This window comes from Lacrimispora indolis DSM 755 (genome assembly GCF_000526995.1).
In the GTDB taxonomy this organism is placed as follows: Bacteria; Bacillota; Clostridia; order Lachnospirales; family Lachnospiraceae; genus Lacrimispora; species Lacrimispora indolis.
In genome coordinates this window covers 3,141,848-3,157,821 of record NZ_AZUI01000001.1, presented here as the reverse complement: position 1 = coordinate 3,157,821, position 15,974 = coordinate 3,141,848, and the positions used below count along the sequence as shown (strand labels likewise).

10 protein-coding genes are annotated in these 15,974 nt (G+C 47.1%); 1 reads left to right on the top strand and 9 read right to left on the bottom strand.

The annotated features are described in order from the left end of the window. Nucleotides 1-3: 3 nt before the first annotated feature. The 5 genes from citF to K401_RS31910 all read right to left on the bottom strand — a co-directional run bounded on the left by citF (nucleotide 4) and on the right by K401_RS31910 (nucleotide 9,816). On the bottom strand, nucleotides 4-1,566 hold the full coding sequence (gene citF / locus K401_RS0115190) for a citrate lyase subunit alpha (RefSeq protein ID WP_024293742.1): 1,563 nt from the start codon (nucleotides 1,564-1,566) through the stop codon (nucleotides 4-6). Between the two features lies 1 nt (nucleotide 1,567). After that, on the bottom strand, nucleotides 1,568-2,467 hold the full coding sequence (locus tag K401_RS0115185) for an aldolase/citrate lyase family protein (RefSeq protein WP_024293741.1): 900 nt from the start codon (nucleotides 2,465-2,467) through the stop codon (nucleotides 1,568-1,570). Further along, on the bottom strand, nucleotides 2,464-2,766 hold the full coding sequence (gene citD / locus K401_RS0115180; protein WP_024293740.1) for a citrate lyase acyl carrier protein: 303 nt from the start codon (nucleotides 2,764-2,766) through the stop codon (nucleotides 2,464-2,466). The genes K401_RS0115185 and citD overlap by 4 nt, the downstream gene beginning before the upstream one ends. Nucleotides 2,767-2,868: 102 nt before the next feature. Continuing rightward, complete coding sequence (gene citX / locus K401_RS0115175; RefSeq protein ID WP_024293739.1) at nucleotides 2,869-3,402, bottom strand: citrate lyase holo-[acyl-carrier protein] synthase; 534 nt, start codon at nucleotides 3,400-3,402, stop codon at nucleotides 2,869-2,871. Nucleotides 3,403-3,795: 393 nt separating this feature from the next. Further along, the gene (locus tag K401_RS31910; protein WP_024293737.1) at nucleotides 3,796-9,816 is read right to left on the bottom strand and encodes a right-handed parallel beta-helix repeat-containing protein; all 6,021 of its coding nucleotides are present in this window, start codon (nucleotides 9,814-9,816) and stop codon (nucleotides 3,796-3,798) included. Between the two features lie 509 nt (nucleotides 9,817-10,325). Here K401_RS31910 and K401_RS0115160 point away from each other — a divergent pair. Then, complete coding sequence (locus tag K401_RS0115160; RefSeq protein ID WP_024293736.1) at nucleotides 10,326-11,534, top strand: winged helix-turn-helix domain-containing protein; 1,209 nt, start codon at nucleotides 10,326-10,328, stop codon at nucleotides 11,532-11,534. Nucleotides 11,535-11,723: 189 nt separating this feature from the next. On the opposite strand, the gene K401_RS0115155 is transcribed toward K401_RS0115160, so the two are convergent. The 4 genes from K401_RS0115155 to K401_RS0115140 all read right to left on the bottom strand — a co-directional run bounded on the left by K401_RS0115155 (nucleotide 11,724) and on the right by K401_RS0115140 (nucleotide 15,957). Beyond that, on the bottom strand, nucleotides 11,724-13,049 hold the full coding sequence (locus tag K401_RS0115155) for a 6-phospho-alpha-glucosidase (RefSeq protein WP_024293735.1): 1,326 nt from the start codon (nucleotides 13,047-13,049) through the stop codon (nucleotides 11,724-11,726). A gap of 30 nt (nucleotides 13,050-13,079) precedes the next feature. Further along, on the bottom strand, nucleotides 13,080-14,672 hold the full coding sequence (locus tag K401_RS0115150; protein WP_024293734.1) for a PTS transporter subunit EIIC: 1,593 nt from the start codon (nucleotides 14,670-14,672) through the stop codon (nucleotides 13,080-13,082). Nucleotides 14,673-14,859: 187 nt separating this feature from the next. Then, nucleotides 14,860-15,633 carry a MurR/RpiR family transcriptional regulator gene (locus K401_RS0115145; protein ID WP_084493108.1) on the bottom strand — a complete coding sequence of 258 codons (774 nt, stop codon included), beginning with the start codon at nucleotides 15,631-15,633 and terminating at the stop codon, nucleotides 14,860-14,862. Between the two features lie 36 nt (nucleotides 15,634-15,669). Beyond that, complete coding sequence (locus tag K401_RS0115140; RefSeq protein WP_024293732.1) at nucleotides 15,670-15,957, bottom strand: hypothetical protein; 288 nt, start codon at nucleotides 15,955-15,957, stop codon at nucleotides 15,670-15,672. Nucleotides 15,958-15,974: the final 17 nt, after the last annotated feature.

Genomic DNA, 15,974 nt, shown 5'->3' with positions numbered 1-15,974 from the left:
CTTTTATTCTCCTTTAAACTGAAATCCCCTGATCTTACGCACCACATCCATGATGGTTCCATCCCGGCTTTCAATGATTCCCACTACCTGATCATCAAATTGTACCTTTTCCGGCTCTCCTGCAATGGAGTATGCCATATCCCGCAGCTCTTCCATGGTTTTAAACGGCAGATCCACGCCTTTCATGGATTGGATTAAGTCCTGCCTTCTTGGATTAATGGCAATACCGTAATCCGTGATCACCGCATCAATGGATTCTCCGGGTGTGGTAACCGTGGTGACCTCCGAGCAGACCACCGGAATCCTTCCCTGCAGCAGCGGAACGATCACAATGGTGCATTTTGCTCCCGCCGCAGTATCCGGATGTCCTCCCTGGGCGCCGGTGATCACGCCGTCAGAACCTACCACCACATTGCAGTTAAAATTCACATCCACTTCCAGAGCTGCAAGGATCACAAAATCCAGTTTGTTCACAACAGCCCCCTTGTTAAAGGGATCGGCATATTCCCCTGCGCTGATCCGGAAATGCCTGGGATTGATTACCGATTCCACTGCATCTAAATCAAAATCCTGTGTATCCAAAAGGGCATCAGCCTGATTGTTTTCCAATAAGTCGCACATGGGCTTTGTAAGTCCGCCTACTCCAAAGCGCATGCGCACATTTCTCTCCTTCATGATTTTTGCAAGAGAAATGGTGGAAGCGATGGAAGCCCCGCCCACTCCGGTCTGATAAGAGAACCCATCCTTAAAATAAGGGGTATTCACAACAAAACGAGTACAATAATCAGCCATCATGAGCTTGCGCATATCAGTGGTCGGCTTTGCGGCACCGGTGGCAATCTTCTCAGGATTTCCGATCTCATCCACGACCGCCACATAATCCACCTTTGTCATGGAAATATGGGCGGGGAAGTTGGGAAAGGGAACAAGACAGTCTGTAACAGCCACCACTTTATCGGCATAATCTGCGTCCACCATGGAATAGGAAAGTACGCCGCAGTCTGATTTTCCGCCGATTCCCCTGCAGTTTCCATAGTCATCGCAGGTAGGGGCACCGATAAAGGCAATATCGATCCTCACCTCTCCTGTTTCAATGGCACGGACCCTTCCGCCATGAGAACGCATAACAGCCAGCCCCTTTAATTTTCCTTCCGATATGGCCCTGCCGATCTTCCCGCGGACGCCGGAAGACTGGATTCCTACAATGGTTCCATCCTCAATGTAATCCACCAGCTTATCATGGGCCTTTCCAAGGGAGCTTGCGCAGATGGTAATATCCCGGATCCCCATGTTGTGGACCTCCTCCATCACCATATTTACCACATAATCCCCTTCCCGGAAATGATGGTGAAAGCCCAGGGTCATTCCATCCCGGATCTTGCACTTTACCAGGCAGTCGTGAATGCTGTCCATCAGCTTGCTTCCCTGGGAATTGATCACGCACTTTGTGACAGGACCGTCCTTTTTGTACTCATATCCATCAAAATAATGGACTCCCTTAAAGGGCTCCTTTCCTGTCTGCTTTAATATTTCTTCCGGAATCTCTCTTCCTGCTGCATTCATCATCTTACAAATCTCCTTTATACACACCGGAGGCCTTGGCCAGTTCTATGGTTCTTCTTGCTCCGTCATAGAACGCGATGTCAATCATCTTACCGTCCACGGTAAAAACACCGATTCCCTTTGTCTTTTTGTCCTCGATTTCCATGACCACCTTTTCCGCAAAGATAATGTCCTTTTTAGCAGGGGTAAAAATGTCATGAACAATGGGGATCTGACGGGGATTGACAATGGATTTCCCATCAAATCCCATCAAATGAATGATTTCCACCTCCCGGCGGAAGCCTTCCATATCATTAAGATTGGTATAAACCGTATCAAAGCACTGGACCTTTGCTGCCCTGGCAGCAATGATCATGTTCTGTCTGGCTCCCATCAGTTCGATTCCGGTTCCGGTAATTTGAGTCTGAAGATCCTTTGTATAATCTCCGCCGGAAAGTGCAATTCCAAATAGGCGTTCCGAAGCTTCACAAATATCCAGCGCCTTCATCACCCCTCTTGCGGATTCAATGGCAGCCATAATCAGGGTCCTTCCTTCCGGAATGCCAAAGTCTTCTTCTGCTGTCCGGATCTCCTCTTCCACTGCTTTTATATCCTCAGGCCTTTCTGTTTTAGGAATCCGGACAGCATCACAGCCGCCTGCCACCGCACAGCGGATATCCTCCCTCCAGTAAACAGTATCCAGGCCGTTGATCCGGACCACCCGTTCACAGCCTCTGTAATCGATCTCCTGCAGGGCATGATAAAGGGAAAAACGGGCTGCATCCTTCTGGTTTTCTGCGACCGCATCCTCCAAATCCAGCAAGAGGGAATCCGGCTTATAAATATACGGATCTTTAATGAGTCCTGGTTTTTGGGCATTTAAAAACATCATGGTTCTTCTGAGCCGTTTCTTTTTCCGATTCATCGCTTTCTTTTGTCCCCCCAGAGAATATTTTCAAACTGGTCTGCGGAACGGAATACCGCTCCCTCCACACGCGCCTTAATGGTACAGTCCAGCGCCCCCTTATCCACAACCATGATCCTCACATTGTAGATTCCAAGACTCTTAAGGGTTTCCATGACCACCTTCCGGATCCTGTTGCCATATTGGTGTATTACCGCGCTTTCCAGCGTAAAATCAATTTTTCCATCTCCCGGTTCAACGGTTACCTGACAGTCGCTGGATTCCAGTGTACCGGCCATAGCCGGTCTTTTGATCTCCATTTTGCTTAAAGCCTCCCTTTTTGTTTATGATTTCATCTTATCGGGAGAATCTTAACCAGATAAAAAAGGAACCTTAAAATTTATTAAGAAAGCGGCAGAATCTCATCTGCCGCCTTCTTTTAACCAGAAATCTATGATGTTTTCCATGCGTCCGCAAAGCTCCTCCACTCCATGGCTGCGGCTGCGGCCGCACAGCTTTGCATCTTTTTCACAAATCAGGCATTTCCGCACAGGAGCGCCCAGTTCTTCTCTGCTGATTCCCCTTCCTTCCCCATTGTATACATCAATATCCAACAGCCTCCCCAGAGGATGGGTCTCTTCCATTCGAACCGTTATTTTTTTAACAGCCAGATGATCCATGCTTTTTACTGCATACAGTTTCAGATAACCGGCCTTTTCTTTTACTATGACTTCTTCCAGCACGGACAGCCTGTTTTTAAAAAGCAGCCGGTCCAGCTCTTCTCCCCCTGCGGCAAATACCGGCAAAAGGCGGGGAGAGGTTTTTCTTGGACCTGGAACATTCATACCAAGAGCCACAATCGTGACCTTCTCATACTTTTTTCTCAGTTCTTCCTGCATGTTTGCCTTTTTTTCACGAAAAAGAAGCACTTCTTCCAATGTTACATACTCTTCCATTTTACAGCCCCCTCTTTACTCTCCTGCAATCATACACCATTTTTCCTTAAAAAGAAATACATGAGGCAGGCACTTACATTTGCTTGTTATCCACTCAACGGAAGATTGTTCTGATGTCAGGGGCTTGCCCCATACAGGGTTTACAGGCCATATAAAAGGCTATGCCCGGCGGCATCATAAACGGCACCTGTCCAGGATCATCTGGGATCCTGCTGCCTTTTACGGTATCTCCGATAATTAAATCAACGAAATCTTGGATCTGCGTCTTTTCGTGTACTGAAATCCTATTTCCAGATAAAAGCACAAAAGGCGCTGGCATCTATTCATGACAGCACCTCCCGTGCATTCTTATTATTGGTTAACCCTTGGGTTTTCAATAATATATCCTTTTACTTACTTTACCCAGGCCCCATTCTCATCGACCCGGCAGCCGTCCGGCGTAACCGTATTGATCAGGCACTCTCCTGACTGGCTTAAATAATACCATTTATTATGAACATTGATCCAGCCCACTGCCATAGATCCGTCCAGGTTCATATAATACCATTTTCCGTCTGATAAAACCCAATCTGTTTTCATTGCGCCGCTCTGGTCCATAAAGTACCAGATGCCGCCCACCTGATTCCAGCCGGTCGTCATATAACCGGTGTGTCCAAAATAGTACCATGTTCCGCTGACCTTTACCCACTCTTCCCTGGGATACGTTCCATCCTGTCTTTGGAAGCGCCAGCCTTCTCCATCCTTTTTCCAGTCTCCCTTTGTTTCATCGGAACGGCTTTTTATGCCATAGTCTCTGTCAGAGTCAGAACTGCCGCCGGAATTCTTTCCCGGGGACGGCTCTGGTGCCGGGTTCGGGTTCGGATTTGGATTTGGTTCCGGTTCTGGCGTTGGATTTGGATTTGGTTCCGGCTCCGGATTTGGCTCCGGTTCTGGGTCCGGTTCATTGATACCAGGCAGATACGCACCGGCTCCGGCGTTCCTTATGACACTGTCCTTTGCCGGACGCAGGAAATCTCCGAATAGGATTCTGCCATTGACTCTGGTGAAGCAATCTGCCGGATTCAAGGATCGGAAATTATCGGCTGTTATGGCATTGGACCCATTTTGATAAAAATAATTGTTGCTTATTTCTCTGGCAGCAATTTTATCATCGTATACCTTATCAAGGGAAGCACTATAGGATTGGGTGCGATATGATACATTATTTACCACAGTGCCGTCAGCTGTTAAATTCCCCTCCAAACCTGTCTTATAAGGGCTGGGGCGCATGATGATGTTGAAACGCCGGTTGTCAAAAGAGGTATTGTTTTCAATGACCAGTTCTCCCGGGTTAAAATTATCTGTAATTCCATCCAGATGATTGTGGAATGCCACACTGTTTCTTAAGATATTTCCAACCTCCCGGCCTTCTCCTCCCAGTTTGAATCCGTTGTTCCCATTATTGTATGCCACACAATTTTCAATGATGGTCCTGCCGTTGGGACCGTCGGACAAAGTATTATACAAATCCCAGCCATCGTCCGCATTGTCATGAGATACGCAGTTTACAAACCGGTTGTCATCACCGGAACCGGATTTTGAAGCAAATCCGTCGGCATTGATCTTTGAACCGTCGATATTTTCATAAGCCTCACAGTTTTCGATCAGGTTATAAGACGGCCACAAGGTTCTGCTGCCCCTTGATTTTGTAATTGTGAGGCCCGCATCACTGGAAGTGTTATGGATCAGAGAATCTTTCATCACATTGTGGCTGCCATGGATCATTACACCTCTGCTTCCCTCCACATTCCGGCCGTCCACGTCAAGTCCTGTTACATCCCAGTAATCGGAATCCAGAACAAAGATCTTTCCGCTTCCTGTTATTTTTACTGCTCCCATGGTTTTTAAAGCTTTTCTTGCATCCTTGTTTCCTGACGAGCTGATAGGAATCTGGAAAGGCCCGTAGGTTCCCTCTGCCATGTAAACCGTCCCGCCTGGAACCAGCCTGTTAACGGCTGCATTGATGGACATAGGCGCATTCATGGTTCCCTCTCCGGAATCGCTTCCATCAGGTGCTGCGTATAAGTCATCCCCATAGCTTTCCTTTTTTACCTGATAGGTCAAAACTTTCGTTTTTCCCGCGTCAGCACCTTCGTCTGGAACAAAACTCAGCTTAAATTCCGCTTCATCCCCAGTAATAACAGCCGGGCAGGTGAACTGGACTCCCCCGGTAACCTCCTTGTTTGCCGCAATGACTGTTCCGTTCTGGCTAACGGTCATACGGCCGGACTGATTGGTAAGAGCTGAAACCGTATAAGCAGAGCCATTGGTATAGGCTGCTGAGGCCACATAAAGTGATGCGGATTCATCGTTGGGGGCCACATAAACCGGCGATTCATCTGCCTGTTTTACATCACTTAATACCAATGAAATATTCTTCACTGACATACGGGCATTTCTTGCCGCAAAGAATCCCACGTACATAACGTCCTGATCTAAGTGGGCCACGATGTTAGGAGTGACATTTTTGTCCGTAAAAGTGTAGGTGGTCACCACATTTCCCCCGTCATCAAGGTGGGAAGCAGTAAACCCTTCATCCTTCCGCTCAAGGCGAAGCTTCATCTGGGTTCCATAGTAATTGGACGTATAGGGAGCTTCTTCCGGTGCATACTTTTTATCAGCTTTTGATACAGACTTTTCAAAGGTTGCTGTAGTCTTTACAGACTTTAAATTTCCTGCCGGACTGTTAACTCCATAGCGGGCTGCTGCCAGCAGGTTTAAATCTGCGTTCAGGGATTTTCCCGCCGGTCCTGTCTGCAGCATTACCATGTTGGAGGCGGCAGGATATTCTTCATATCCTTCTTCCAAGGGATCCTTTCTGGGGGAGCCGTTCACGTCACGAACCATGAGGCCTGCCCCTTCCTGCTGGTTTGGATTGGTCCCGTTCTCCGGTCCCATCTGCTCTACAGTGATATCTGCAGTCAGGCTGAAATTCTTATTGGCGGGCACCTCGGCATAGTAGAAGGTCAAGCCGTCATGTCCTGACTGCAGCTTTCCGCCTCTTGATTCAATCACCACATCCTGGACCGGACTTCCTTCCATACCCAGAGGCTCGCCGGAATCTGCCGGCCAGGTATAATTAACTCCCACCTTATTGTCCAGCACATTGGAACTGAAGTTTAAATCCGTGGACTGTCCGAATGCAGAGGATCTCCAGAGGATTTCCTCTTCCGGTCCGTTCCAGCTTCCCACCGGGCCGCTGTTGGTCCAGTGGAACGGTCCGCTCCCATTTAAGGCTTTCCACCAACGGTCTGCTGCTTCTACACGGAACGTGTGATGCTCCGCCGGGTCCAGCCCTGTTACCGTAAAAGACGTATCCTTTGTGGTATAAGTACCGTTGACATGATTAAAATAATCTCCTTCTGCCGTATATACAGGCTTTCCGTCTGCGTAAACCCGGTATGCGTAGATACCTGATTCATCTTCCGGTTCATCCCATGTCAGAATAAAATCATTGCCGGACAGAGATACTTCTAACCCGCTGCTTTTCCATACCGGTGCCAGATAATCATAAGCCTTGGTTGTTTTTACGGTTTCCTCCTCATACTCATAGATCTGGTCCGAGTCCGTAAATGCTTCCAGATACACATCGTTGCTGTCTTCCAGCATACGGCCGATGGTCATGGTGATCTCTTCTGCCTCCGGTTTCTCAAGCTGGTAATTATAAACCGTGGCGGCCAGCTCGCCGTTTACATAAGCCCGGTACCCCCGTATCCTGGAATCTGCCGCCCTGGCCGACTTGAATCTGGCAGTTCCCCAGGTGTATCCGATTCCGCTGAATGTTACTTTTCCATTTGCCGGTTCTTTGACCTCCCGGTCTTCTCCTCCTGATGTGTTCCAGTCATATTGGAGCCCCAGCACCTTGTTTCCCGGAGCATCTACCGCATATACTTTAAACACATAGGTCATGTCAGGGGAAAGTCCTCCCAGTTCACAGGAAGTAGCGGTCACAGGCTTTGTTACGTCGATCAATACATCGTTTACGTAAGTCTCAATGATATAGCCTTTTATTCCACCGCTGCCGGTCTCCTGCTCCCCGTCTTCCGCAGCAGGCCATTTCAGCTTCACCCTTCGTTCTGATCCGCTCTTTGAGGCCTCCGACGCACTGGCAACCGTCAAAACATCGTCAGGCCATACCGGCTTTGCCATGGCATCATAGGAAACCGTGGACTGGGTCGTTGTTCCCGTAAAGCTTAAGTCATTGGAGAATTTTACGGACCCCCATGCCTTATAATCAGCTGCTGCCGCGTCATCAGCCTTTTTCTCAATCCCTCTCCAGTTCATGACCACGTTATGGAAGGCTGCATTGGTCACACCCGTCAGCTTTTCCGAGGTTTTTGCCAGAGACGGATCAATGTTGGTAAAGGTAATATCCTGAAAATACAAATCATGGTGAGTGTGCCATGGCTGGTACATCTTTTCATAATCCACTGATGCCGCTATTTCAAACGTATTTTTTGTGATGGTATCTGCCGTAATATTGTACGCATCAATCTCATAGAACTCCGCCGGCTTATCTGCCGGTTCTACTGTCACGGCCTGATTGGCATCGGAGTAAGACGTGCTAAAGGTAAATACCTGCTGGGCATCTCCTACGGCACAGTCACGGATCAGGATATCAGATACCCCGCCTCCGTTTACAGGAGCGCTTTTGAAGCGGAACGGCATGTCGCTGTGGTTTAAGACATTGTCTTCCACCAGCATTTCACCAATGCCCGCTCCGGTGTGGCTGCCTGCTGCAATGGCACCTCCATGGCATTCACGGAGGAAGTTATTAAAGGTCCAGATATTGCTTGACGGCTTCTGTTCCGTATCCTGAACGCCTTTGCCCATACCGGTGGCAAAATTGACCGCATCATCGCCTGTGTCAAAGAAATTGTTAAAAACCATTGCCTCCCGGGTATTGCCAAGCTCAATGCCATCCCCATTATTGGCATCGTATGTAATGTATTTTACATTTTCGGAAACAACGTGTTCGCTGTCAAGAACTGCTATGGTATGGTTAGCAGGATTTTCCACCGTGATTCCTTCGATATAAACTCCTTTTACGCCCCGAAGGACGATCAGATTTGGCCTCATGGCATAAGCTTCACTGTCGCTAAGCCCTTTTCCTTTCCCCATATCAAAGGCACTCTTGGCCAATATGCCAAAATTACTGCTGCCGGAAACCTTGCTGTTGCTTCCCGCCACCCAGTTCTTTAAAGCATATTTTTTAAACTCTGCCTTTGTCCAGTCAGGATCACCGCTTTGTCTTTTCTGGTAAGCCGGGGAGTAACCGTCTCCGCTTATGGTGCTTCCGGAACCGTATTTCCAGCCATTGCCGTAAACCGTGCCTTTTCCAACAATGCGGATATTCTCAAACTCCCCGTTCTCATCCGCGCTGTAGGTATTGATCAGGGCCCAGGATCTGGTATCGGTAGAATAAGGATACAGCAGATAGTTCTGGTCATAATGGATCACATCAGGAGAACCAAAAAGAACTGCCCCCTCCTTCAGCTCCAGAGTCATGTTGCTCTTTAAATACAGGGAACCGGACATATAGATTCCCTCTGGGATCACTACCTTTCCGCCTTCGCTGCATGCATCAATGGCGCTCTGAATGGCCTTTGTGTTCTTTACAATAAAGGCATCAGTCTCCTCATTGCTGGAGGTAAAGCCTGCTTCAACCTTCTCCGCTCCGTAATCCCGGATATCAAATACTTCCGGCGTCCCTGCGGTGGACCAGACAATGGAAGCCCTGTCCCCCAGTTCGGTCCCATCTGTATCAACCGCTGCGACGGAAAAAGTATAACTGGTGTCAGGCGTGAGCCCATCCGCCCGGAAGGTATGGATATCTGTCTTTACCATATCGATCCCCTGGTCATCATAATATCCGTAAAAGGCGTTCATATATGTATTGGCCCAGTCCGCATGCTTTGCAAAATTGCTTCTTGCATCACCTATCTTAACTTCATCGCAATATACATTGTAATTTGCCACATCCTCATAATTCTCCGGCTTGTCCCAGACCAGAGTAATGGATGTATCATCATAAGCAAGCTTTGGAACTCTTACATTTGTCACGTCATAGCTTCCTTCTGATCTGCTGTAACGGCTCTCGCCTGTCAGTGAAAGCTCAGCATCGGATGGAGAGGCAGCCGCAATCGATGGGGTAGCCGCTGTCTCCAGCATGGAGACCATCCCATATGCCTGTGAAGCATCGGCATCGGATGGGGTGGCAGCCGCCATGGATGGGGTAGCTTCTCTCATGCCGTTTCGTGCTGAGGATAATTCTGCATAAGCAGTCCCTCCGCCGTACGCTCCAAACTGGGGCAGCATTGCCATGGCAAGGAATACAGCCAATGCCTTCCTGCACCGCTTTAATATAGCATTCATGTTTGTTCCCTCCCAAATAATAGTGTAAGCGCTTACAGCATGATTTTACAGGGAAGAAACTCATTAATCAACCCCCTCTTTGAATTTATTATAATTTTTGTCAATAAATCCCAATAATTATAAATTTTTATTGTGAATTAAGACATATTATTCGTTAAATTCATTATGTATTTTATATATTTTTTTCATATGATTTTGGTCATTATTTTTGATTATCGAGTGGTTAAGCGCTTACATTTTTCGACATTTTTTTGTTTTAAGGAAAACTGAACTGATTTTGGACAGATTATCAGAAACAAACGATACAATTTTTAAGACTGGAATTGACTATTGGACTGCCGGAAAATCCGTGGGCTTACCCAATAAGAAATCATGGAAGATAGCAATAATTTCTGAATTGTGATAGAATGGATACAGATCTTTTCCCGCAAAGAAAAAAAGAATTGCGGACATTTCTGTATCAAAAGAGAGCACACTAATAAAGCTGGAAATTTACCGGGAGAAAACCTATGATCACTTTAACGAACAGACAGGCAAGACATTTTATGCTTCTAAAGCACGGGCTGCTGGGTGAGCACAAATTTAAGGGCAAGCAGGGCGCCTTTGATTTTGTGCGCCAGGCAGGCTGTATTCAGTTTGATCCGGTCGATTCCTGCGGAAAGAATGCGGAGCTCACGCTCCAGTCCCGTGTCAAGGGCTTTACAAAGCAAACGCTTTACGAGCTGCTGTATAATGACCGAAAGCTTGTGGATTATCCCGACAAAAACCTTTCCATCATTCCCACCGAAGACTGGCCATACTTTGAACGTTATCGGAATGCCGCACGAGAAGGCGGACGGCGTTTCAAAGAACTGGCGGAACTGGAAGCAAGCACGAAGGATTACATCCTGGCAAACGGGGCGGTCGGCTCCGACAGCTTACCCATACAGGGCAGCATACACTGGCATTCTTCCATTCATTGGAGCGGTAATTGGAGCGGCGATACCAATGCGTCACGGGCAGTGCTGGAACAGCTCTATTCTACCGGTGAGCTGATCATTCACCATAAAAAAGGCTCCCGGAAGTATTATGACCTCACCCATAAGTATTTACCTGCACGGCTGCTTGACATTCCTGACCCCCTGCCGGATGAATTTGAGCATCAGAAATGGCGTGTTCTACGGCGGATAGGTGCAGTAGGGCTTCTGTGGAATCGTCCGTCCGACGCATGGCTAAATATTGGGGGGCTTAAAACACCTCAAAGAACTGAAGCGTTCAAAGAATTACTTGACGAAGGGAAAATTCTGCAAGTCAAGGCAGACGGCCTGAAGGACATCCTTTTCTGCCAGGCAGAGGATTTATTTCTGATAGAAACCGTTTTACAAACCGACACCTTTAAGCCCCGCTGTGAACTGATTGCGCCGCTTGACTGTATGATGTGGGACAGAAAGCTGATCCGTGCATTATTTGGCTTTGAATACACCTGGGAAATCTATACTCCGGCAGACAAACGCAAATATGGTTTTTATGTTTTGCCATTGCTTTACAGCGGAAGTTTTATCGGACGTGTGGAAGCGGTCGCTGACACAAAGAACAGCACCCTGGTTGTCAAGAACATCTGGTACGAGAATGGAATCAGACAGACAAAAAAGCTTCAGACAGCTGTTAACGGCTGCATAAAACGATTTGCGAAATTCAATGAATGTGATGTGATTGATTTTAAATATCCGGACAAATGACAGGTTCCTGCTGCACTCAGTAAGCTTTAGGGATCAGTTGTATCTGCCCAAAAATAGAAATAGCCCCGTCCTGCAAAAAGGACGGGGCTATAGTCTCCCATTACCACTTTAAATTTATAAACATCTCACGCCGCTTACCTATATGAGTATCTTATTATACTCTGGCACAATATGGTGTGGGGGAATTTCCTATTTTAATTCCGGCCAATATTCCTTATTGGCTTCTATGAGATCGTCTAAAATCTGCTTTGCAACAGAGGCGCTTGGCACGGTCTTTGATAAGGTCAGGGCCTGCCACAGCTTTAAATAGCTTCCCTCTGTCCAGGCTTCCACCACCAGACGTTCCACTGCAAGCTGTTCTTCCATCATTCCCTTTTCAAAGGTAGGAATGTTCCCCTGGCATAATGGCTCCGGCCCTTCATTTCCTACCAGACAGGGCACTTCCACCATGGCGGTAGGGTCAAAATTAGAGATGGCGCCTTTATTTTCCACAATGCAAAGCATCTGCTCACGGGTATTAAAGGCAATGGCGCAGGCTAAATCCACAATAAAGGAAGCGTGATTGTCAATGGAGAACTCTCCTCCTTTTGCAGTCCCTGCCTGTATAATGGCCCTTGCGGCACTGAACACCTCTTTTTCTCTTCCCTCCATTACCTCATTGGCCCTGGTATGATCAGGATCTGTGTGCTCCACCACATAATCCGGATAAAGGTAATATTTTAAATACGTATTTGGAAGAAAGTCAGGTTCCAGCTTTAATAAATCCGCCGCCTTTTTATGGGTCAGCTGCCAGCTGGCATCCATATGCTGGGTCTCCACAGCCTTTTCCGTCAGATATCCGTTTTTAGACACATAATCCAAAAGCTGAGGCATGAGATCCGTTCCGTCCTTATCCTTTACGCTGGTCCACCAGCCAAAATGGTTCAGTCCGAAGTATTTCACATCCATATCCTTTGGGTCCCTTCCAACGATATATCCCATGCGCCGCTTGGTTCCCACCGGCATGTCACAGATATTTAATACCTTGGAATGGGGTTTTAACACCCGGCAGGCCTCTGCCACGATGGAGGCCGGATTGGAATAATTGAGCATCCAGCAGTCCGGAGAATATTTTTCCATAAGATCAATTAACTCCATCATCCCGCCAATGCTTCTCATTCCGTATGCGATCCCGCCCGGGCCGCAGGTCTCCTGCCCTACCACATGATATTTCATGGGGATCTTTTCATCCAGCTCCCGCATGGCATATTTTCCCACCCGGATATGAGCCATGCAGAAATCCACATCAGTAAACGCTTCCTCTGGATCTGTTGTATAGGAAAACTCCACCTCAGGCGCGGTTTCCTTCATAACAATTTCTATGGCCTTTGCCAGGGTTTCCTGGCGCTCTCCGTCATTGTCGTAAAGTTTTAAAGAACGGATGGGAAACCGGTGCAGATTATCCATCAGCATCATGACAATACCGGGTGTGTAGGTACTTCCGCCGCCTGCGATTACGATTGAGAATTTTTTCACAATATTTTCCTCCTTATTCTTCCTGTTTTATCAGCTGTTTTCGTTGTTTCCCAGTTCCTCGTCAACAGCCTTTCTTACGGCAGTTACCTTTAAACCATAGACTACCTGAACGTTATTGCCTTTTTTCACCACACCGTTTGCTCCGGTGCCGTTTTTCAGCACCTCCTCCTGAACCAGGTCCGGATCTGTGAGGATCAGGCGTAATCGGGTAAAACAGTTATCCACCTTTTCAATATTTCCGGCACCGCCAAGGGCCTTAATGATCAGCGCGGCATCCACGTTTTCGCCGCCTTTTCCATCTTTCTCAGATGCTACCTTTTCCTTGTACTCCGCCTTGGTATGAAGCTTCATTTCCATACCCTCGGTTTCCCGTCCCAAAGTCTTTAGATTCAGTTTTGTAATGAGAACGCGGAAAATCGCATAATAAACCACAAAAAATATAAGGCCTGTCACAATGTACATGGGCCATCCGGTTTTATGGATTCCCAAAGGCACGTTGAAAAGCAGGAAATCCAGGAAGCCGTTGGGACCGATGGCACGGACGTTTAAAACATTGAGGACCACCATACTGAGTCCGCTTAAGCCTGCATGAACAGCAAACAGAACAGGAGCCACAAACATAAAGGAAAATTCAATGGGCTCTGTAACACCTGCAATAAAAGAAGTAAATGCGGCAGGGATCAGGATTGCTTTTATCTTATTCCGGTTTTCCGGCCTGGCTGTATGGTACATGGCAAGACAGGCACCCATAAGACCGAACATCTTGGAAATTCCTCTGGCATCCCATATAACAGACCGGGACAGCACCTGAATGGAAGGGTCAGCAATCTCCGCATAATAAATGTTTCTCGCCCCCTCAAACACCTGTCCCCCAATGGTTTCAATGCCTCCAAGAGAGGTGTATAAAAACGGGGTATAGACCAGATGGTGAAGGCCTGTAGGTATGAGAAGACGCTCCAAAGCGCCGTAAATAAATATTCCGAAGTTACCGGAACGGTTGATGAATCCTCCAAGGCTGGTGATTCCCAGCTGGACAAAAGGCCATACGTAGGTAAGAAGAACCGCCAGAAAAACGGTCACAGGGATCAATACGATGAATACGAATCTGGAACCTCCGTAAATCTGGAAAGCGTTTTGAAACTCTGTTTCACAGAACCGGTTGTGCACCATGGCAGTTACAATTCCAAGAATAATTCCAAGAAACACGCCCATATCCAGGATCTGTATCCCCAGCACCATGGCCTGACCCGTTCCCCGTAAGGACTCCCCTGTAAACAGAATTCCCGTCAGGGTCATGAACTTGTTCATTGCATTAATGAATACCAGAAACCCTAAAAGAGCGGTAAATCCGGCCTCATATTTTTTCTTATTGGCAAGACCTGCTGCAAGCCCCACGCAGAAGATCAGCCCCAGGTTATTTAGGATAGATACCAGGGAGCCGGACAGGATGGCGCCAAAACCCTTTGTCACCGGATTATCTAAAAAGGGCAGAAGCTCCAGCAATTTTGCATTGGTAAATAAATTCCCCACAGCGATTAAAATACCTGCGATGGGCAGGATCAAAACCGGGATGAACATTGCTTTTGAAAAGCGCTGCAACTGATCCATCACTTTATCTTTCATTCTCTTTTCCTCCAACTGTCAATGATCGGTTTTCTTTTTTCATTCCACGTGAAATACATATCCGTATTATAGCCGCCGTTTCACCCTTTGTACATACTTTGGGAAAGGATAGGAACCTGTTATTCCAAGTGGTAACATGTTTCAAAAAAATTCCGGATGCCGCTATTTTAAACGTCATCCGGAACCTTTATTCTTCTTTTTTATCCATATTTTGAAGTACCTTGTGGTATTCATAGATCAATAGCTCCATGAGCATAAACACATTGGGGAAAAATGTATTTGCCATCATATTTCTGTCATCCAGCTTATTGCTGTCCTCTATGCGAAACTGCATATCCGTTATGGAACTGACACGGTTTTCCGCCTCATTGGTAAAGGAAACGGTAAAAATGCCGTTCTCCCTGGCTGTTTTTACCCGGTCAGCTACCCAGTCCGTTTCCCCTGACCGGGAAACTACAATGAGCATTTTCATGTTCTCCAGATTGTTTTCAAAAACCCCGATGGAGTCCATTCCATTGGAATAAATGCATTTTATCCCAAGGACAAGAAGTTTCTTTGTTAAGTATTCCACTGGAATGGCGGAAAAACCTGTTGCATACAAAAAAACATATCCCCCTTCCAGACGGCACAGCCGTCTGGCAAATTCCCGGATGTCTTCGTAGGAATTATACTTTAGAAGAGAGTTGGAACAAAAGCTGTTGATAAACTGCATTCCCGCATCCTCATTGTCCCTGGCCCGGTTTACAAGAGGAAGCAGCTTATAATACATATCCACAAACCCGCTGTAGCCCAGCTTTTTTGTCAGGCGCATGATGGTGGAGGTGGAGGTGAAATTTTCCTTTGCAACTCCCCGCACTCCCATCTTAAGCATGGAATCCATGTGGTCAATGATGTAACGGAGAACGCCATCCTCCACCTCTGTTAAGTTCTTTCCTGCTGTCAGCTTGCTTAAATCCACCATTCCTGCCATCCTTCTTTCAACCCTATCTCTCTTTCTTTATAAAAAATCTTCATACCCCTGGATCATGGGATAAGGAGCACAGTCCTTAAAAGGCGAGGTTATGGTCCCCTTCACATAGGTACTGAACCCTGTGCGGCGAAAGTCTTCCTTATTTTTATTTTTAATCAGCCTGCCGCCTTTGCCGACTTCTCCGATGTAATGCCCGTTCTGGTCATAGATTTCCCTTCCATAGAATTTCCCAAGAATCCTTCCGTCACAGGCGGCTAAGTAATCTTTCTGCCTCACACCGATGTAGTTTCCTTGCCAATTCCAATATCGTTCCATTGAAATCCATCCTTCCT